General features: G+C 63.6%; 20 protein-coding genes. 10 read left to right on the top strand and 10 right to left on the bottom strand.

Translation table 11 applies throughout. The features are described from left to right. Nucleotides 1–77 precede the first annotated feature (77 nt). From FSV73_RS09040 to FSV73_RS09010, 7 genes are read left to right on the top strand one after another with little or no spacing between them, the layout of a single operon-like run. Nucleotides 78–548 (top strand): pilus assembly FimT family protein, encoded by a 471-nt coding sequence (locus tag FSV73_RS09040; protein WP_145006948.1) that lies wholly within the window; start codon nt 78–80, stop codon nt 546–548. Beyond that, a complete protein-coding gene (pilV, locus tag FSV73_RS09035) occupies nt 517–1,113 on the top strand; it encodes a type IV pilus modification protein PilV (RefSeq protein ID WP_145006946.1) in 597 nt (198 codons plus the stop codon). The genes FSV73_RS09040 and pilV overlap by 32 nt, the downstream gene beginning before the upstream one ends. Further along, the gene (locus FSV73_RS09030; RefSeq protein ID WP_145006944.1) at nt 1,034–1,870 is read left to right on the top strand and encodes a PilW family protein; all 837 of its coding nucleotides are present in this window, start codon (nt 1,034–1,036) and stop codon (nt 1,868–1,870) included. The genes pilV and FSV73_RS09030 overlap by 80 nt, the downstream gene beginning before the upstream one ends. Next, a complete protein-coding gene (locus FSV73_RS09025; protein ID WP_145006942.1) occupies nt 1,867–2,436 on the top strand; it encodes a pilus assembly PilX family protein in 570 nt (189 codons plus the stop codon). Before FSV73_RS09030 ends, FSV73_RS09025 begins: the two co-directional genes overlap by 4 nt. Before the next feature lie 6 nt (nt 2,437–2,442). Further along, a complete protein-coding gene (locus FSV73_RS09020) occupies nt 2,443–5,961 on the top strand; it encodes a pilus assembly protein (RefSeq protein ID WP_145006940.1) in 3,519 nt (1,172 codons plus the stop codon). Further along, nucleotides 5,958–6,263, top strand: coding sequence for a PilY2 family type 4a fimbrial biogenesis protein (locus FSV73_RS09015; RefSeq protein ID WP_145006938.1), 306 nt, complete (start codon nt 5,958–5,960; stop codon nt 6,261–6,263). Before FSV73_RS09020 ends, FSV73_RS09015 begins: the two co-directional genes overlap by 4 nt. After that, nucleotides 6,260–6,733, top strand: coding sequence for a type IV pilin protein (locus FSV73_RS09010; protein ID WP_145006936.1), 474 nt, complete (start codon nt 6,260–6,262; stop codon nt 6,731–6,733). The genes FSV73_RS09015 and FSV73_RS09010 overlap by 4 nt, the downstream gene beginning before the upstream one ends. A gap of 21 nt (nt 6,734–6,754) precedes the next feature. On the opposite strand, the gene ispH is transcribed toward FSV73_RS09010, so the two are convergent. From ispH to murJ, 6 genes are all read right to left on the bottom strand, one after another. Beyond that, nucleotides 6,755–7,699, bottom strand: a complete 945-nt coding sequence (ispH, locus tag FSV73_RS09005) for a 4-hydroxy-3-methylbut-2-enyl diphosphate reductase (protein WP_145006934.1) — start codon at nt 7,697–7,699, stop codon at nt 6,755–6,757. A 34-nt stretch (nt 7,700–7,733) separates the two neighbouring features. Then, nucleotides 7,734–8,180 (bottom strand): FKBP-type peptidyl-prolyl cis-trans isomerase, encoded by a 447-nt coding sequence (gene fkpB / locus FSV73_RS09000; RefSeq protein WP_145006932.1) that lies wholly within the window; start codon nt 8,178–8,180, stop codon nt 7,734–7,736. Further along, nucleotides 8,173–8,676 carry a signal peptidase II gene (gene lspA, locus FSV73_RS08995; RefSeq protein ID WP_145006930.1) on the bottom strand — a complete coding sequence of 168 codons (504 nt, stop codon included), beginning with the start codon at nt 8,674–8,676 and terminating at the stop codon, nt 8,173–8,175. Before lspA ends, fkpB begins: the two co-directional genes overlap by 8 nt. Next, nucleotides 8,669–11,503, bottom strand: a complete 2,835-nt coding sequence (ileS, locus tag FSV73_RS08990) for an isoleucine--tRNA ligase (protein ID WP_145006928.1) — start codon at nt 11,501–11,503, stop codon at nt 8,669–8,671. Before ileS ends, lspA begins: the two co-directional genes overlap by 8 nt. A gap of 1 nt (nt 11,504) precedes the next feature. Next, on the bottom strand, nt 11,505–12,452 hold the full coding sequence (ribF, locus tag FSV73_RS08985) for a bifunctional riboflavin kinase/FAD synthetase (RefSeq protein ID WP_145006926.1): 948 nt from the start codon (nt 12,450–12,452) through the stop codon (nt 11,505–11,507). A gap of 90 nt (nt 12,453–12,542) precedes the next feature. After that, the gene (gene murJ / locus FSV73_RS08980) at nt 12,543–14,081 is read right to left on the bottom strand and encodes a murein biosynthesis integral membrane protein MurJ (RefSeq protein WP_145006925.1); all 1,539 of its coding nucleotides are present in this window, start codon (nt 14,079–14,081) and stop codon (nt 12,543–12,545) included. 244 nt (nt 14,082–14,325) lie between these two features. On the opposite strand from murJ, the gene rpsT reads away from it, so the two are divergent. Next, the gene (rpsT, locus tag FSV73_RS08975; RefSeq protein WP_058760758.1) at nt 14,326–14,604 is read left to right on the top strand and encodes a 30S ribosomal protein S20; all 279 of its coding nucleotides are present in this window, start codon (nt 14,326–14,328) and stop codon (nt 14,602–14,604) included. A gap of 98 nt (nt 14,605–14,702) precedes the next feature. Here rpsT and proB read toward each other — a convergent pair whose 3' ends face one another. From proB to rplU, 4 genes are all read right to left on the bottom strand, one after another. Beyond that, nucleotides 14,703–15,821 (bottom strand): glutamate 5-kinase, encoded by a 1,119-nt coding sequence (proB, locus tag FSV73_RS08970; RefSeq protein ID WP_145006923.1) that lies wholly within the window; start codon nt 15,819–15,821, stop codon nt 14,703–14,705. A 15-nt stretch (nt 15,822–15,836) separates the two neighbouring features. Next, nucleotides 15,837–17,051, bottom strand: coding sequence for an Obg family GTPase CgtA (cgtA, locus tag FSV73_RS08965; RefSeq protein WP_145006921.1), 1,215 nt, complete (start codon nt 17,049–17,051; stop codon nt 15,837–15,839). A gap of 264 nt (nt 17,052–17,315) precedes the next feature. After that, nucleotides 17,316–17,576, bottom strand: a complete 261-nt coding sequence (rpmA, locus tag FSV73_RS08960) for a 50S ribosomal protein L27 (protein ID WP_007160792.1) — start codon at nt 17,574–17,576, stop codon at nt 17,316–17,318. A 26-nt stretch (nt 17,577–17,602) separates the two neighbouring features. After that, nucleotides 17,603–17,917: a 50S ribosomal protein L21 gene (gene rplU / locus FSV73_RS08955; RefSeq protein WP_007160791.1), complete on the bottom strand. Its 315-nt coding sequence runs from the start codon at nt 17,915–17,917 to the stop codon at nt 17,603–17,605. Nucleotides 17,918–18,317: 400 nt separating this feature from the next. On the opposite strand from rplU, the gene FSV73_RS08945 reads away from it, so the two are divergent. Both FSV73_RS08945 and FSV73_RS08940 read left to right on the top strand, forming a co-directional pair. Beyond that, the gene (locus FSV73_RS08945) at nt 18,318–19,292 is read left to right on the top strand and encodes a polyprenyl synthetase family protein (protein ID WP_145006917.1); all 975 of its coding nucleotides are present in this window, start codon (nt 18,318–18,320) and stop codon (nt 19,290–19,292) included. A 136-nt stretch (nt 19,293–19,428) separates the two neighbouring features. Beyond that, complete coding sequence (locus tag FSV73_RS08940) at nt 19,429–19,683, top strand: hypothetical protein (RefSeq protein ID WP_145006915.1); 255 nt, start codon at nt 19,429–19,431, stop codon at nt 19,681–19,683. The last annotated feature ends 3 nt before the right edge of the window (nt 19,684–19,686 follow it).

Below are 19,686 nucleotides of genomic sequence, written 5' to 3'. Positions count from 1 at the left end.
GCAGTCTAGAGGGGCTGGGCCGGTCTGTATCGCCTTTGACACACTGGTCTGATAACGCTGTCTTCAAGGAAGATCCGATGCACTCGCGAGCGTCTCGTGGCATCACTCTGGTTGAATTGCTGGTAGTGATAGCCCTCGTCGCCATCGTCGCCAGCTTTGCCGCGCCCAGTTTCACGGGATCCTTGCGCAGCAATCGCGTCGCCGCCGCGCTCTCCGAGCTCAATGGCCTGTTCCAATACGCTCGTGCCGAAGCCCTGACCCGCGCAGCTTCCATTGCAGTCGCACGCGCGGGTGACACCTGGAGCGTGACGTCAGGTAGTCAAACCCTGCGCCAGGTGACCCTGAGTGGCGTCACGGTGGCGACCAATTCAGCGAACGTCACCCTTCGCGCCAATGGCACCCTGAATACCAACCTGGTGGCACTACTCTGCGCGGACAATCAGGCGACCGGTGCCCAGAAGCTGCTGATCGACCGTACGGGCCGCTCGCGAACCCCAGCCCAAGGAAAGGACGAAGATGGCAAAGCGCTCACCCAATGTACGCTCTAGGTCGGCCGACGGCTTCAGCATGATCGAGGTACTGATCGCCCTGGTGGTGATCTGCATCGGCGTACTCGGCCTGGCCGCCTTGCAGGGTAAAACCCTGAGATACACCAATGAGGCAGGTAACCGTAACGCCGCGGCGATGCTCGCCGCGGACCTCATCGAGATGATGCGCAGCAATCGCGGGCAGCTTATCGGCAGTAATGGCCAACTCGCCACCGACTCCTCCTACTTCAAGGCGGCTGGCAACGACTTCCCGACCACGCGCACCAGTAGTTGTCGTAACACGAACGGCTGTACGCCCAGTCAGCTGGCAGAGGATCAACTAGCCGGATGGGTGCAGCAGGTACGCCGTACCCTACCCATAGGCGATAACGATGACCTGCTGAAGAACCAGTACGTCATCTGTGCGACCCAGAATCCAACCGCTGCCACGCCCTGCTCGCAAACGGGCTCGGCAATCCTCATTCAACTCGCCTGGCTGGGCAAGGATGCCTGCCCGTCCGGACAGACCTGCCCCTCACTGGACGCCGATCATCGTGAATACTACCGCATCAGTTTCCAGCCTTGAGCCGGGGGGCCGCGCAGTGGTCCGCCGCCGATCCAAGGGTATCTCGCTGGTGGAGTTGCTCATCGCCTTGGCGCTGGGCAGCTTTCTGATCATCGGTGTGACCCAGGCATTCCTCAACGGCCGCCTGCATGCGCTCAGTCTGAACAATCAGCTCGGCAATCAGGACAGCAGCCGTTTCGCGCTCATGCTGATCGAGCAATATCTGCTCAAGGCCGGTTATCGCACCAGGGCCCAGGATGCGCGTGAGCTGGCCTTCCCTGCCCTCGCCGCGGCTGACGGCTGCCCGGCGTTCGCCAGTCGCCAGAGCATCGTGCCCACGACCGATGGCCAGGGCGTCTGTCTGCGCTATCAGCGGCGCAGCAGGACGGAGCTCGACTGCCTGGGCAATCAGATCAACGTCACCACCGCCATCGTCACCCGCATCGGACGTGATGCCAGCAACGACACTCTGGTATGTGCCGCTCAGGGCCAGGCCGCGCAAGCCTTCGTCTCTGGCATTGGCAACCTGCAGTTCATCTACGGCCAGGACAAGAACGCCGACCGGCTGGCCGATACCTTCATTTCCAATCCAGCCGCCGGTACCGATCTGGTAGCCGTCAGGATCGCGATCCTGCAGCGCAGTGAAAGCGCTCAGGTAGCGCTCGGCAGGCAGGAATACTTCTTTCCACTCGATGCGGCTGAAGCCACGACCGCCCCCGACAACAGTCTCTATCGCTCCGTACAGAGCACTGTCACCTTGAGGAACCTGGCGCCATGATGGCTCCCAACGTCACACGGCAAAGGGGCGCGGTATTGCTGATCGCCATGATCATGCTGCTGCTGGTCACCCTGCTCGCCATCACCGGCATGCGCAACACCGTGGTAGAGGAAAAGCTCGTCGGCTACTCCCGTGATCGCCTGGCCGCGGTCAATGGCGTGGAGTCAGCGTTGCGCGAGGCGGAAACGCGGCTGGCGCTGAATCTCGGTCCGCCGGATACCACCGCTGATTGCCGAGACACCGCGAAGATATGCCTGTTCGCCAGGCTACCCAGCAATCTGCACGTCAACGACTGGAACTGGTGGCAGCAGGAACAGAACGCGCTGCCGTACCAGGGCAACGCCAGCACCACCACCACACTCTACAACCTCGACCAGCAGCCGCGCTGGCATACGGCCTTCATTGGCTTCGATCCAGCCAATTCCCAAGGCAATGTCGAGGTGACCGACCCGGTCCTGCGTCGTCGTGGCGTAGGCCCCTACTACTACCAAAACAACGCGACCTCGCGGGGCTACTCGTCACGCCTCACCGCGACCGGTCAGTCCACTCAAGTCCAGCGCTATTGAGAACCTATGATGTCGAATATCCAGAGGATCCTCTCGACGCTACGGTACCTGGCCTGCGGCTTGATGGCCGCCGCCCCGGTGCATGCAGCGCAAATCGTGCCCAGCAACCAACCGCTGTTTCTCAATCAGTCCGTGGCCCCCAATATCCTGGTTACGCTGGACGATTCAGGCAGCATGCAATCCGGCTACACGCCCGATTCGCATGCGGCCAAAAACAAGGTCTACTTCAAATCCAGGACCTATAACGGTAGTTATTACGATCCTACCGTCACCTATCAAGTCCCCAAGAAGGTTACCTTCGAACAGGGCAATCTGGTCATCACCGACTACCCTACGCCGAGCCTGACCAATGCCTGGAAGAATGGCTTCCTGCAGCAGGGTGCCCTGAGTCTGGCGAGCAACTACCGGGCGACGCGCGCCTATGATTACTACCGGAACGTGAACGACGAATCGGACGTCTCCGAATACTATTACGACTTCACCTGTAATGCGGCGACAGATGCCAACATCACCAATGAAAGATGCTACACGGCTGGCAAGCTGACCTCGGATGCGCAGAAGACCAACTTCGCCATCTGGTACTCGTATTACCGCACCCGTGAATTAGCGACCCAATCGGCGGCGAGCCTGGCCTTTTATCGGCTGCCAGAAACGCTGCGCCTATCCTGGCAGAGTCTCAACTCGGCCTGTAACAGAATTGGCTCAGGGACAGCTACCGGCAATTGCTACAGCAACGCCTTGAGAACCTTCAGCGGCCAACACAAAGCCAATTTCTACAGTTTCCTTGCCAACTTCAGCGCCAGTGGCGGTACCCCGCTCAAGCGAGCCTTGACGCGCGCGGGCGAGCTGCTGAAGGACACGACGGTCGACGGACCCTATGCTGAAAATCCCGGCACCTCCATAGGAACGGAATACGCCTGCCGACCGACCTATCACATCCTGATGACTGATGGCGTCTGGAACGAAAACAACGGTGCCAACGAACTACGGGATTACGATAGCGACAGAGCAGGAATTTCTCTTCCGGATGGCAAGACCTACATGCCACGCATGCCCTTCAGCGACCGCCCGAGCGGCGCCTATCAGAACAACCGCTCCCTCGCCGACTTGGCGCTGTATTACTGGGCGACAGACGCCAGATCGCTGGACAACAAGATCAAACCCTATATTCCCTTCAAGAACAGTAGCGATCCGACTGCCGAATACTTCGATGCACGCAATGATCCCGCTACCTGGCAACATCTGACCAACTACACTATTGGCCTGGGTCTCAGCGGCAGTCTCGACGACGATCCGAAATGGGCAGGATCGACCTATGCAGGCGGGTACGAAAAGCTGGTAGCGGGTACGGCCAGCTGGCCCAATGTCAGCAGTCTGAGCGAAAGCAACGTCTATGACCTTTGGCACGCAGCGATTAACTCGCGCGGGGAATTCTTCGCCGCCGACAGTCCAGACACCCTGGCCGGAGCCTTCCAGACCATCCTTTCTCGCATTGGCGATCGCCAGACCTCCGCAGCGGCTGTCGCCGTAGAATCCTCGCGCATCAGTCAAGACAACGAAGCCTACTTCGTTCGCTTCTCCACGGAAGACTGGAGCGGGCAACTGGTCAAGAACCAGATAGATAACGCCACCCAGGAACCCACGATGGTCTGGGATGCCCGGGATCTGCTGACCGGTACCGGACGCAACATTACCTTTGCCCGTCAAGGCACCCTGAGCAGGCTGCAATGGAGCGCGCTCAATGACACTCAAAAGGCCCAGCTCAACGTCGGCGATGATGGTAAGGCCGACACGCTGGGGCAAGCGCGGCTCGACTACATCCTGGGTGATCGAAGCAATGAGGGCACCGACAGTGATCAGTTTCGCGAGCGACGCTACCTGCTTGGCGACATCATCAACTCCAGTCCGGCAGTCGTCGGCGCCGCTGAAAGCCCCCTGGTCCTGGCCATCGAACAGGATCGGCTGAGCGGCGCCCTGGCCAACTCCGCCATTCAACGCTATAGCGAATTCTTCGCTACGCAGAGCAGGCGCGCCAAGCGGATCTACGTGGGTGCCAACGACGGCATGCTGCACGGCTTCGATGATGACGGCATCGAACGCTTCGCTTTCGTGCCTTCGGCAGTGTTCGCCAACCTGCACTGGCTGCCTTCCCAACGCTACAAAGGCACCATGCATCGCTACTTCGTGGATGGCACTCCCGTCACGTCCGAAATCCTCATCGACAACAAGTGGCGCACCATCCTGGTAGGCACGTTGCGCGGTGGTGGCACGGCACTGTTCGCCCTGGATGTCACCGAGCCCGGCAAGGAGAAGCTGCTCTGGGAATTCAGCGACCAGAATGATAGCGATCTCGGTTACCTGTTCGGCCAACCCTCGGTCATTCGCCTTCATGACGGCAATTGGGGGGTGGTCTTCGGCAACGGCTATGGCAGCAAGAACGATCGCGCAGCGCTGTTCGTGCTCAACGCCGTCAATGGAACCGTGATCAGCAAGCTGGTTCCGCCAGCGGGCGTTGGCGTCAACGGTCTATCCACGGTGCGACCGGTCGATTTGAATGGCGACCTGATCACCGAGTACCTCTATGCCGGCGACTTGCTGGGCAACCTCTGGCGATTCGATCTATTCGGCAGGAACCAGACAAGTTTCACCGTGATCGGTAGCGATGGCAGACTTGCCACCTCGGCGTCAGGTGACTGGCGGGTTGCCTTCGGCGGCAAGCCGCTGTACCGCGCCACGGTCAGGAATGTCAGTGGCCAGGACGTCGCCCAACCCATCATGGCTGCACCTTCACTCGTCCAGCACCCGCTGCAACGTGGCTATATCGTCGCCTTCGGTACCGGTCGCTATGTGACGGACGGCGATGCCACACCCGACAAGACACGCAGCATGTCGCTCTACGGCATATGGGACAACCAGCTGGATCCAGCCCAAGGCACCTCTACCACTACTCCCACGCTGAGCCGTGCCAATCTGGTCGCGCAGACCCTGACAGCCAGTGCGACGTCGGCCTTCACCGACAGCGATGGCGGTGGCACAACACGCGAGTACCGCATGCTCAGCTCCAATCCGGTCAACTGGTATAACGCCGACGGTACGAGCGTCGCCAAGTATGGTTGGTATCTGGATCTCAAGAATGGCGATTCGCTCCAGGGCGAGATGCTGGCCTTCGACATGGTCACACGCGCTCGGGTCTTGTTGGCCAGTACCCTGGTGCCCAACAGCGATCCCTGTGAACCCGGCGTCAGTGGCTGGTTGCTCGCCTTGGACGCCACCACGGGCGGCGCCTTCAGCTACGACGTGCTCGACCTCACCCGCAATCGCCAAATCAACCTGGCGGACGGCTTCAATAAACGCCCCGTGTCCATGATACGTTTGGCTGGCTTCGGCCCTCCCACCGTCGTGGGTGATCGCATTTGGCTCAACGATCCGGACAAATTGCGGTCGCCGGAAATGTTCTACAGCGGACCCGATGCCACCGGCCGGCAGAGTTGGCGCCTGATCGACGAGGAGGATAGCGAGCAATGAAGCCAACGGCCCTGTTCCTGGCTCTGGTTGCGCTACTGGCCAGTGTAGAAAGCTATGCAGAGACCTTTGAAATCGCTGGCACGATCGAGTCGGTCAGGCCTGATCGGAACGAGATCGTCATCGACGGACAACGGTATCGCCTGCCCAACACCGTAGTCGACAGCGGTGCGCCAAATGCCGGACCGGCGATCTTTCAGGTCACACCCGGGACGAGCGTAGCGTGCTCGGGATCGACCGAGGGAGAGCCGCTGATAGAGACGCTTCACATTCACCGCCGATTGCATCGGCTAACCTACCCGTGAAGCAGCTCCGTGGCTTTACCCTCATTGAGCTGCTCATCGCGGTGGCCATCGTTGCCATCCTCTCGGCCATCGCCTATCCGAGCTACCAGGAATACGTTCGCCGCGCCAATAGAGCCGAAGGCCAGAGCCTGCTGCTCGATGCCGCTGCGCGCCAGGAGCGTTTCTTCGCGCAGAACAACACCTATGTGACCAGCCAGGCGAACCTGGCTCAGTTACAGCTGAAGAACACAACCACCTCAGGCTCTGGGGGCAGCGCAACCACGGTGGTGAGTTCGGAAACGGGCAAATACCAGCTGGCGGTCAGCAGCGCGCAAGGCGATGGCGGTTATACCCTGACGGCCAGGCAACAATTTGGGGACGAGGCGCGCTGTGGCAACCTCACCCTCAATGCCATCGGCATAAAGGGAAGGAACATAACGGCAACGGCCAGCTCGGGATTGGCGAAAAGCGTGCAGGATTGCTGGCGCTGAGTCCGATCGCTGCCAGCCCGATCACACCGCCTTCACCCTCAACTCCCGCGGCAGGGTGAAGGTGATGTTTTCCGGCTCGCCTTCCAGTTCCACTTCGCCGGTGGCGCCCCAGCTCTGCAACTGGTCGATGACACCGCGGACCAGGACCTCGGGCGCCGAGGCGCCGGCGGTAACGCCGATGCGTTGCACGCCTTCGAACCAGCTCTGCTGCATATCCTCGGCGCCGTCGATGAGATAGGCCGGAGTGCCCAGGCGTTCGGAGAGTTCGCGCAAACGGTTGGAGTTGGAGCTGTTAGGGCTGCCTACCACCAGTACCACGTCGCTTTCCAGCGCCAAGGTCTTCACCGCGTCCTGGCGGTTGGTGGTGGCGTAGCAGATGTCGTTCTTGCGCGGGCCGTTGATGAGGGGAAACTTGGCGCGCAGGGCGTCGATCACCTTGCGGGTGTCGTCCATCGACAGGGTGGTCTGGGAGACGTAGAACAGAGCTGCGGGGTTGCGCACCTCGAGCTTTTCGACGTCTTCCTCGTCTTCCACCAGGTAGATGGCGCCGCCAGCACGGTCGTCGTACTGGCCCATGGTGCCCTCCACTTCCGGGTGCCCGGCGTGGCCGATGAGGATGCACTCCTGGCCGTCGCGGCTATAGCGCGCCACTTCCATGTGCACCTTGGTCACCAGCGGGCAGGTGGCGTCGAACACCTTGAGACCCCGTTCGGCCGCCTCGCGGCGCACCGCCTGGGAAACGCCATGGGCGCTGAAGATAAGGATGACGTCATCCGGCACGTCAGCCACGTCTTCGACGAAGACGGCGCCGCGGGCACGCAGGTTGTCGACCACGAACTTGTTGTGCACCACCTCGTGACGCACGTAGATCGGCGGACCGAAGACGTCCAGCGCCCGGTCGACGATATCGATGGCGCGGTCCACGCCGGCGCAGAAGCCGCGGGGATTGGCGAGCTTGATCTGCATAGGCTCCTCTGCCCGCTCGGCGGGCGGCGTTGGATCAGTGAGAAACGGCAGGCTCGATGGCCAGGATTTCCACGTCGAAGGTCAGCACACGGCCGGCCAGCGGGTGGTTGAAATCGATGATCACCTGCTCGTCGTCGTAGCTCTTGACCACCCCGGGCATCTCGCCGCCGGCGGCGTCGCTGAAGATGATCAGCAGACCGGGCGACAGCTCCATGTCACTGAAATCGTCGCGCGTCATGGTCTGCAGATTGCCGTCGTTGGGCTGTCCGAAGCCGCGCTCCGGCGGGATGGTCAGGCTGGTCTTGGCGCCGGCCTGCAGGCCGAACAGCGCCTGCTCGAACCCGGGCAGCAGGTTGCCATCGCCAACGGTGAAGGTAGCCGGCGCCTTGTCGAAGGTGCTGTCCACCACGTCGCCGTTCTGCAGCTTGATGGCGAAATGCAGGGTGACCCGGGTATCCGGGCCGACGGTGATCTCAGCCATGGGCGACCTCCGGCTTCTTCTTACGGAACATGTCCAGGGCCAGCATGATGGCGCCAACGGTGATGGCGCTGTCGGCCACGTTGAAGGCCGGGAAGCGCCACTCCTGGCGCCAGTGCACCAGGATGAAGTCGATGACGTGCCCCAGGACCATGCGGTCATAGAGATTACCCAGGGCACCGCCGAGGATCAGGGCCAGGGCAATGGCGGTCCAGGTATCGTTGCGCAGGCGCTTGAGCCAGACCACCAGCACCACGCTCACCACCAGGGCGATACCGGCGAAGAACCAGCGCTGCCAGCCGGAATGGTCGGCCAGGAAGCTGAAGGCCGCACCGGTGTTGTAGGCCAGGGTCCAGCTGAACAGGTCGGGAATGACCGGCACCTGCTGGTAGAGCGACAGGTTGTTCTGGAAGTAGGCCTTGCTCAGCTGATCCAGCAGGATCACCAGCACGCTCAAGGCCAACCAGGGCAAGGCGCCGAAGCGCTGGGCCTCACGCATGCTCGCGCACCTCGCCAGCCCCATAGACGTTGGTCACGCAGCGGTCGCAGATTTCCGGATGCTCGGCATGCTGGCCCACGCTGTGGCTGTGATGCCAGCAACGGGCGCACTTGGGTGCTTCGGACTTGCGTACCACCAGCTTGAGGCCGCTCAGCTCGCTGGCCACGGCGCCTTCCGGGGCCTTTTCCAGCGGCTGGACAGCGGCCTGGGAGGAAATCAGCACGAATCTGAGTTCGTTGCCCAGGGCCTCCAGTACGGTCTGCAGGGCGCTGTCGGCATAGAGGGTGATCTCCGCCTGCAGGCTGCCGCCCAGGGTCTTGGCCGCGCGCTGGTTCTCCAGCTCCTTGTTGACCGCGGCCTTGACCGCCATTACCTGATCCCAGTAGGCGCGATCCAGGGTCGCGCCTTCGGGCAGGGCGAAGAGGCCGTCGTACCAGGTGGTCAGCATCACCGACTCTTCCCGCTCGCCCGGCAGGTACTGCCAGATCTCGTCGGCGGTGAAGGACAGGATGGGCGCGATCCAGCGCACCAGGGCCTCGGCGATGAGGTACAGCGCGGTCTGGCAGGAACGCCGCGGCAGGCTGTCGGCACCGGTGGTGTACTGGCGGTCCTTGATGATGTCGAGGTAGAAGCCACCCAGCTCCTGCACGCAGAAGTTGTGCACCTTCTGGTAGACGTTGAGGAAGCGGTACTCGGCGTAGGCCTGCTCGATTTCCTGCTGCAGCAGCAGGGCGCGATCCACGGCCCAGCGATCCAGGTCGATCATGTCCTCGGGCGCGACGCTATTCACCGCCGGGTCGAAGCCGGACAGGTTGGAGAGCAGGAAGCGCGCGGTGTTGCGGATGCGGCGATAGGAATCGGCGCTGCGCTGCAGGATCTGGTCGGAGACCGCCATCTCGCCGGTGTAGTCGGTGGAGGCGACCCAGAGGCGCAGGATGTCGGCGCCCAGGCTGTCGATGACCTTTTGCGGGGCGACCACGTTGCCCAGCGACTTGGACTGCTTGCGGCCCTGCTCGTCCACGGTGAAGCCGTGGGTCAGCAATTCCTTGTAGGGCGCATGGCCATCGATGGCGCAGCCGGTCAGCAGCGAGGAATGGAACCAGCCGCGGTGCTGGTCGGAGCCCTCCAGGTAGAGATCGGCCACCGGCCCCTGGGTATGCGCCAGCTCGGCATGGGAACCGCGCAGCACGTGCCAGTGGGTGGTGCCGGAATCGAACCAGACGTCGAGGGTGTCGCGGCTCTTGTCGTACTGGCCGGCTTCTTCGCCGAGCAGTTCGGCGGGATCGAGCTTGAACCAAGCTTCGATGCCCTCGCGCTCGACACGCTGGGCGACGGCTTCCATCAGCTCGACGGTACGCGGATGCAGCTCGCCGCTTTCCTTGTGGGTGAAGAAGGGAATCGGCACGCCCCAGTTGCGCTGGCGCGAGATGCACCAGTCGGGCCGGCCGGCGATCATGCCGTGCAGCCGCGCCTGGCCCCAGGCCGGGACGAACTGGGTCTGCTCGATGGCCGCCAGGGAACGCTCGCGCAGGGTGGCGCCCTCGTTGGGCTGCTTGTCCATGCCGACGAACCACTGGGCGGTGGCACGGTAGATCAGCGGGGTCTTGTGGCGCCAGCAGTGCATGTAGCTGTGGTTGATCGCCTCGTGCTTGAGCAGGGCGCCCGCCTCTTCCAGCGCGCCGACGATGACCGGGTTGGCCTTCCAGATGAACTGGCCGCCGAACAGCGGCAGCGATTCGGCGTAGACGCCGTTGCTCTGCACCGGGTTGAGGATGTCGTCGTTGCTCAGGCCGTACTGCTTGCAGATGCGGAAGTCGTCCTCGCCGTAGGCGGGCGAGCAGTGCACCACGCCGGTACCAGCGCCCAGCTCGACGTACTCGGCCAGGTAGATGGGCGATAGCCGCTCGTACAGCGGATGGCGGAAGTCGATCAGCTCCAGGGCGGTACCGGGGGCAGTGGCGATCACCTCGCCCTGCAGGCCGTAGCGCGCCAGGCAGCTTTCCACCAGCTCCTCGGCCAGCACCAGCAGGCGATCACCGACGTCCACCAGGGCATAGGTGAATTCGGGGTGCACGTTGAGCGCCTGGTTGGCCGGGATGGTCCAGGGGGTGGTGGTCCAGATGACGATGGCGGTGGGCTTGGCCAGGCCACCGAGGCCGAAGGCGGCCGCCAGCTTGTCGGCATCGGCGACTGGGAAGGCCACGTCGATGGCGTCGGAACGCTTGTCCTGGTACTCCACCTCGGCCTCGGCCAGGGCCGAGCCGCAGTCGAAGCAGAAGTTGACCGGCTTGAGGCCCTTGAAGACGAAGCCGTTCTTCACCATCTCTGCCAGGGCGCGGATCTCGCCGGCCTCGTTGGCGAAGTTCATGGTCAGGTAGGGATTGCTCCAGTCGCCCAGCACGCCCAGGCGGACGAAGCCGGCCTTCTGCTCCTCGATCTGCTCGCTGGCATAGGCGCGGCAACGCTCGCGGGTCAGGTCCGCCGGCTGGTTCTTGCCGAAGGTGGTCTCCACCTTGTGCTCGATGGGCAGGCCATGGCAATCCCAGCCCGGCACATAGGGGGCATCGTAGCCGGCCAGGGTCTTGGAGCGGGTGATGATGTCCTTGAGGATCTTGTTCAGCGCATGACCGATGTGGATGCTGCCGTTGGCATAGGGCGGACCGTCATGCAGGATGAAGGTCGGCCGGCCCTTGCCGATGGCGCGCAGCTTCCCGTACAGGTCGATGTCCTGCCAGCGCTTGAGCGCTTCCGGCTCACGCTGGGGCAGGCCGGCTTTCATCGGGAACGCCGTTTCCGGCAGATTGAGCGTCGCTTTGTAATCGGTCATGTCAGTCCAGGCTCGTTGACGGTTGCCCCTGCCAGAAGGCGCGGGCCGTGGCGACGTCCGCTTCGATCGCCGCCTTGAGGGCCTCCAGAGAGGCGAATTTCTGTTCGTCGCGCACCTTCTGCACGAAGGTCACGCTGAGGTGGCGGCCATAGAGGTCGCCGGCAAAGTCCAGCAGATGGATCTCCAGGTGCGGACGGCCATCGCCCTGCACCGTCGGCCGCTGCCCGATGTTGGCCACGCCCGGCACCACCCGCCCATCGATCAGGCTGCTGACCAGGTAGACGCCGCGCAGTGGCGGGCGGCGCCGCTTGAGCTGGACATTGGCGGTCGGCCAACCCAGCTGGCGCGCCAGCTTCTGGCCGTGCAGCACCCGCCCGGAGAGGCTATAGGGCCGCCCCAGCATCCGCTCGGCCAAGGCCAGGTCACCTTCGGCCAGGGCCTGGCGGATCAGCGTACTGCTGACCCTTAGGCCATCCAGCTCGACGGTGGTAGCGGCTTCCAGGGTGAAGCCGTGGTCACGGGCGGCCAGGTTCAGGTAGGTGAAGTCGCCCGCGCGATCGCAGCCGAAGCGGAAGTCATCCCCGATCTCCAGGTGCTTCACCCCGAGCCCCTCCACCAGCACCTGCTGGACGAAGGCCTCGGCCGACAGTTCGCGCAGCCGACGGTTGAAATTCAGGCAGAGCACGTTGTCGACGCCCAGGCGGGCGAAGCATTCGAGCTTCTCGCGCAGGCGGGTCAGCCGCACCGGGGCGATGTCGGGGAGGAAGAATTCCCGCGGCTGCGGCTCGAAGATCACCACGCAGCTCGGCACCCCGAGCTCCGCCGCTCGCTCACGCAGCCGCGCGAGGATGGCCTGGTGCCCCAGGTGAACCCCGTCGAAGTTGCCGATGGTGGCAACGCAGCCCTTGGGCAGGGCGTCGAGATGATGGAGACCGCGAAACAGCTGCATGGGTAGGTATTGCTCAGAAAGTAATCGATTATATCCGGATGCCCGTCGCGAGGACAGGCGCATACCCGGCTTCGTGCAATCCTCTGGCGCCTAGAGTACCGCCCGCCGATTGAAGTCGCGCAGGCGGAAACCGAGCAGGAAGAGACTGGCGAAATAGGCCAGCACCCCGGCCGCCACCAGGCCACCCAGGCGCAGCAGGCGCTGCGCCATCAAGCCCTCGCTCCAACTGGGCAGCAACTGCATGAGCCCGAACAGCACCGCGCTCATCGCCCCTACCGCGACCAGCAGCCGCAACAGGAATCCGGTCCAGCCCGGCTGGGGCACGAACAGGTTATGGCGGCGCAACTGCCAGAATAAAAGGCCTGCGTTGAGACAGGCGGCCAGACCGATGGCCAGGGCCAGGCCGACATGCTGCAACGGACCGATCAGGATGAGGTTGAGCACCTGGGTCACCGCCAGGGTGAAGAGCGCGATCTTCACCGGCGTCTTGATGTTCTGCTGGGCATAGAAGCCCGGCGCCAGCACCTTGACCAGGATGATGCCGAGCAGCCCCACGGCATAGGCGACCAGGGCGCGCTGGGTCATCAGGGCATCGTGGGCATCGAAGCGGCCGTATTGGAACAGCGCGGCGGTCAGCGGCTCGGCCAGCAGCGCCAGGGCCGCGGCACAGGGCAGCACCAGCAGGAAGCACAGCCGCAGCCCCCAGTCGAGCAGGCGCGAATACTCCTGGCGATCGGCCTTGGCATAGGTGCGCGACAGCGCGGGCAGCAGGATGGTCCCCAGCGCGACGCCGAGCACGCCCGAGGGCAGCTCCATGAGCCGGTCGGCGTAGTACATCCAGGAGACCGATCCGGCCACCAGGAAGGAGGCGAAGATGGTGTTGATGATCAGCGAGATCTGGCTGACCGACACCCCGAGGATCGCCGGCCCCATCTGCCGCATGACCCGCCAGACGCCGCTGTCGCGCAGATTCAGCCGCGGCAGCACCAGCATGCCGATGCGCTTCAGATGCGGCAGCTGATAGAGGAACTGGGCCAGGCCACCCACCAGGGTCGCCCAGGCCAGCGCCATGATCGGCGGATTGAAATAGGGGGTGAGGAACAGCGCGAAGACGATCATGCTGATGTTGAGCAGGGTCGGCACGAAGGCCGGCACGCTGAACCTGTTCCAGGTGTTGAGCACGGCGCCGGCGAGGGACGCCAGGGAGATCAGCAGGATGTAGGGAAAGGTCACCCGCAGCAGGCTGGAGGTGAGGGCGAACTTTTCCGGGGTATCGGCGAAACCCGGCGCGGTGATCCAGATGACCAGCGGCGCGGCCAGCATGCCCAGCACCGTGACCAGCGCCAGCACCAGGGTCAGCAGGCCACTGACATAGGCCAGGAAGGTGCGGGTCGCCTCCTCGCCCTGCTGGGCCTTGTATTCGGCGAGGATGGGCACGAAGGCCTGGGAGAAGGCGCCCTCGGCGAAGATCCGGCGCAGCAGGTTGGGCAGCTTGAAGGCGACGAAGAAGGCGTCAGTGGCCATGCCGGCGCCGAAGGTGCGGGCGACGATGGTGTCGCGCACGAAACCCAGCACGCGGGACAGCATGGTCATGGAGCTGACGGCGGCCAGGGACTTGAGCAGATTCATGGCTAGGGGCGGACTCGGTGAAGGCAGCGGGGGCGCGGCGAAAGGTGCGAGCGAGCGCAGGCGCGCGATGGGCACAAGCGATCGAGTGTAACGAGGCCCTTCATCGGCGACCAGCCGGATATCCATCCAGACAGCCTTGACAGGCGCCGCCAGGGACGTCAAGATTCGCGACCTTAATTTAGCTCTGTACTTGCTACAGAGTTCGCTCTGTACCCAATACAGTCTTTTTCGAAGGAGCTCCACGGTGGCTAACTCCCCCTCCGCCAAAAAACGCGCCAAACAGGCTGAGAAGCGTCGCAGCCACAATGCGAGCCTGCGCTCCATGGTGCGTACCTACATCAAGAACGTCGTCAAGGCGATCGAAGCCAAGGACCTGGAAAAAGCCAAGTCCGCTTATGTTGCTGCCGTTCCGGTCATCGACCGCATGGCCGACAAGGGCATCATCGACAAGAACAAGGCCGCTCGCCACAAGAGCCGCCTGAACGCGCACATCAAGGCCCTGGCTATCCCCGCCGCTGCCTGATAAGCGTTCGAATGAAAAACCCGGCCTAGGCCGGGTTTTTTATTGCCTGAGCTCTGTGCGCCCTGACGCCCCTCAGGGAGGCGCCAGGATCACCGGTATCAGACCAGGACCAGATTGTCCCTGTGGATCAACTCGGGCTCGTAGACGTAGCCCAGCTCGACGACGATGGCATCCGAGGGCCGCCCCAGGATCCGGCGTGCCTCGGTGGCACTGTAGTTGACCAGGCCGCGCGCCACCTCGCGCCCATCGGGCCCGACACAGGCGACCATCTCGCCACGCCGAAAGCTGCCTTCCAGCTCCTGCACGCCCACCGGCAGCAGGCTGCGATGCCCGCCCACCAGGGCCTGGACCGCACCCGCATCCAGCCGCAAGGTACCGCGCACCTGCAGATGGCCGGCCAGCCATTGCTTGCGCGCCGCCACCAGGCCACGCTCGGGCGACAGCAGGGTGCCCAGCCGCTCGCCCTGCTGCAGGCGACTGAGCACCTGCTGGATGCGCCCGCCGACGATGACGGTATAGGCTCCGGAACGCGCTGCCAAGCGCGCGGCGCGCAGCTTGGTCTGCATGCCGCCCCGCCCCAGGGCGCCCCCGGTACCGCCGGCGACCAGGTCCAGCGCCGGATCGTCGGCCCGCGCTTCGCTAATGAGGCTGGCGTCGGGATTGCTGCGCGGATCGGCGTCGAACATGCCGTCGCGGTCGGTGAGGATGACCAGCAGGTCGGCCTCGACCAGGTTGGCCACCAGGGCGGCCAGGGTGTCGTTGTCGCCGAAGCGGATCTCGTCGGTGACGACGGTATCGTTCTCGTTGATCACCGGCACCACGCCCAGGCTGACCAGGGTACGCAGGGTGCTGCGGGCATTGAGGTAGCGCTTGCGATCGGACAGGTCGTCATGGGTGAGCAGGATCTGCGCGGTCTGCACCTGATGCTCGGCGAAGCTGGATTCCCAGGCCTGCACCAGGCCCATCTGCCCCACCGCCGCCGCCGCCTGCAACTCATTGATGGCGGTCGGGCGCTGCGTCCAGCCGAGCCGACTCATGCCCGCCGCCACCGCTCCCGAGGACACCAGGACCAGCTCGATGCCGGCCTGGTGCAAGGCCACCATCTGCTCGACCCAGCCAGCCATGGCGCCGCCGTCCAGGCAGCGACCGTCATCGGTCAGCAGCGCACTGCCGATCTTCACCACCCAGCGCTGGGCGCCAGACACCTGATCACGCATGGGCAAGCTCCTTTCTTACCGTACGTAAATAATTTCCGGACCGTCGCCGTCGTCTTCGTCATCGTCGAAGTCATCATCGGCATCGTCCACCGACTTGACGCCAGAGCGCCGCAGGGCACGCTGGTCATCTAGCGCCTGCAGCCGTGCCCGCGCCTCGTCTTCGATCTGCTGATCGAGCTCCTGCAATGCCTCGGCATAGGCAGGATCCTCAGCAATACGCAGGGAGCGCTCGTCCAAATACTGCATGATCGCCTGGCAGAGTGCCTCGGTTCCCTCGCGCTCCAGGGCGGAGATGACGAAGACCGGCCCCTTCCAGTCGAGATGCTCGACGACCGCCTTGAGGCGCTCCTCGCGCTCCTCGTCGAGCAGCTGGTCGGCCTTGTTCAGCACCAGCCAGCGGTCACGCTCGCCCAGTGCCGGACTGAACTTGGTCAACTCGTTGATGATGGTCTCGGCCGCTTCGGCCGGATCGCTCTCATCCAGGGGCGCCATGTCGACGAGGTGCAGCAGCAGGCGGGTCCGTGCCAGGTGCTTGAGGAAACGGATCCCCAGGCCGGCACCCTCGGAGGCTCCCTCGATCAGTCCGGGGATGTCGGCGACCACGAAGCTCTTGAAGCGCCCCACGCTGACCACGCCCAGGTTGGGCACCAGGGTGGTGAAGGGATAGTCCGCCACCTTGGGCTTGGCCGCCGACACGGCGCGAATGAAGGTGCTCTTGCCGGCATTGGGCAGGCCGAGCAGACCGATGTCCGCCAGCACCTTGAGCTCCAGCTTCAGATCACGCTCTTCGCCGGGCTTGCCCGGGGTGGTCTGCCGCGGTGCGCGGTTGGTGCTGGACTTGAAGCGGGTGTTGCCCAGGCCGTGCCAACCGCCCTGGACGACGCGAATGCGCTGACCGGGCTGGGTCAGGTCACCGATGATCTCCTGGGTTGCCGCATCGATCACCGTGGTGCCCACGGGGACCGGCAGCACCAGGTCTTCACCCTTGGCGCCGGTGCACTCGGTGCTCCCGCCCTTCTCACCATTCTGCGCGGTGAAGCGTCGGGTGTAACGGTAATCGACCAGGGTGTTCAGGTTGAGGTCGGCTTCGAGCCAGATCGACCCGCCATCGCCGCCGTCACCGCCATTGGGGCCACCCTTCTCGATGAATTTCTCCCGGCGGAAACTCATCATGCCGTTGCCGCCGTCACCCGCTTTTACGTGTATGGATACTTCATCGACGAATTTCATCTGGACCTCCCGCGCTCGCGGGCCGCTGCAAACAAGGAACTAGTGTGGTGCTTCAGGAGTTCGCACAAGAATTGGCGAGTGATTTTCGGTCTGGGCTAGGCGCCGCGACGAGTCATAGCAGGGCTATGGCGAGGAGTGGCAACAACGCCCAGGCGGAAAAAGCGCCGCTAAAATTGCGCAGATAACTTCTGAAACACCACACTAGCTTAACTACAAACGAAAAAGCCCCGTCGGGTAGACAGGGCTTTTCTTTCGTCACGAGCCTTAGGCGGCGGCGACGATGCTCACGTAACGACGGCCGAAGGCGCCCTTCACGTCGAACTTGATCACGCCGTCCACTTTCGCGAACAGGGTGTGATCCTTGCCGAGGCCCACGCCGTAACCGGCATGGTACTGGGTGCCGCGCTGACGCACGATGATGTTGCCGGCCTTGACGACCTGGCCGCCGTACAGCTTCACGCCAAGGCGTTTGCTTTCGGAATCGCGACCGTTACGAGTAGAACCACCCGCTTTTTTGTGTGCCATGAGTCAATTCTCCGTTAGAGGCGAGATCAGGCCTGGATGCCAGTGATCTTGATTTCGGTGAACCACTGACGGTGGCCCTGACGCTTCATGTGATGCTTACGACGACGGAATTTGATGATGGTGACCTTGTCGTGACGGCCCTGGGCGGTCACTTCGGCGGTCACTTTGGCACCATCAACGACCGGCAGACCGATCTTGACGTCGTCACCGTTGCCAACCAGCAGAACCTGGTCGAAGGTGACGGTTTCACCGGTGGCGATGTCGAGCTTCTCGACCTTCAGGTATTCGCCTTCGGCGACCTTGTATTGCTTGCCACCGGTAACGATAACTGCGTAGGACATGGTAAATCTCCGTTAAACCTGCTCACCCGGTGCTTTATAGGAGGTATCGTCGACCGGCATGGCTGCACGGGACCGGAAGGAGCGCCGCGCAATTGCGTAAGACAGGGGGTTAACCCTAGGAATGTTCAGGGCCCGCGATTCTACGCAAGCAACGGCCGGGAGGCAAGCGTCGCCGGCCCGCGCCTTGACAGGCCCCCACCCCACCCCTAGCATGCCGCGCAACCTCGTTCAGCGGCCATGCCGGGCCGGTGCCCGTCCGAAACGGCGTGAGCGGCGAGCCGCGGGAGCGCGATGGCAATCCCTGGGCATGGCACTCGTGCCGGTCCCTAGGGCATAGTCTGGCGGTCATGCGCCGTCCGGCCGCCTGAATATTGCCCGGAACCCCAGTGGACACCTCTCAATGACGCAGCAATCCCAGTCCTTCTATCGCGTGGTGACGGACGATTTCGCCGCCGTAGACGGCATCATCCGCCAGCAGCTGACCTCGCGCGTGCCGCTGGTCGAGAAGATTGGCGACTACATCGTCTCCGCGGGCGGCAAACGCCTGCGTCCGCTGCTGGTGCTGCTGACCGGCAAGGCGCTCGGGCGCGCCGACCATGACCTGCAGCTGCTGGCGGCGACCATCGAATTCCTCCACACCTCCACCCTACTGCACGACGATGTCGTCGATGCCTCGGGGATGCGCCGTGGCCGCTCCACCGCCAACGCCCTCTGGGGCAATGCGCCCAGCGTGCTGGTCGGCGATTTCCTCTATGCCCGCTCCTTCGAGATGATGGTGGCGCTAGGCTCCATGGAGGTGATGCGCATCATTTCCCAGGCGACCCGCGTCATCGCCGAGGGCGAGGTGCTGCAGCTGTCGAAGATCCGCGACGCCAGCACCACCGAAGAGATCTACATGGAGGTCATCCGCGGCAAGACCGCCATGCTCTTCGAGGCCTCCACCCACAGCGCGGCGATCCTCGCCGGGGCGAACGCCGAGCAGGCGGAAGCCCTGCGCCGGTACGGCGATCACCTGGGCGTGGCCTTCCAGCTGGTCGACGACCTGCTCGACTACCAGGGCGACGCCGTGGCCCTGGGCAAGAACGTCGGTGACGACCTGGCCGAGGGCAAGCCGACCCTGCCGCTGATCGTGACCATGCGCGAAGGCAATGCCGAGCAGGCCGCCCTGGTCCGCCAGGCGATCCGCCAGGGCGGCAGCCAGGACCTGGAAGGCGTGCGCGCCGCCGTCGAAGCCGCCGGCGCCCTCGACTACACCGCGCGCAAGGCGCAGGAATTCGCCGAGCGCGCCATCGCCTGCCTGGACGCCCTGCCCGCCAGTGAATATCGCGATGCCCTGGCCGAGCTGGGCCGCTTCTCGGTGGCCCGCACCCACTGACATCCGCGATCTCCCGCCGGAGCCCGCCGTCGTCGACCGCGGGCTTTTTCATGTCCGACTAAAAAAGTCAGGTAATCCGCTTGCTATTTAGCGAATAGGAATTATTCTCATAAATAGCAGCAGAGGAGCCCTGCCCATGACTTACCTGATCGACGCCTGGCTGGATCGGCCGCAGCCCTATCTACGCATCCTCAACCGGGAGACCGGCAAGGTGTGCGCCGAGCTGGACGAGATGGCCCTCGAAGAACTCAAGGACCTGGGCGAGCTGGATCTGCACAGCCTCACCTCCAGCGAGCCGCGGGTGGTGAAGGAGCAGATCCGGCAGGTCTTCCTGTTCAGCTACGCCCTGGCGCTGCGTCCGGACAACGAAGCGCTGAGCCTGGACGTCTGAAGA

It is taken from the genome of Pseudomonas oryzihabitans, from assembly GCF_007665395.1.
Classification (GTDB): Bacteria; Pseudomonadota; Gammaproteobacteria; order Pseudomonadales; family Pseudomonadaceae; genus Chryseomonas; species Chryseomonas psychrotolerans_C.
This window is presented reverse-complemented; position numbering and strand designations above follow the sequence as displayed.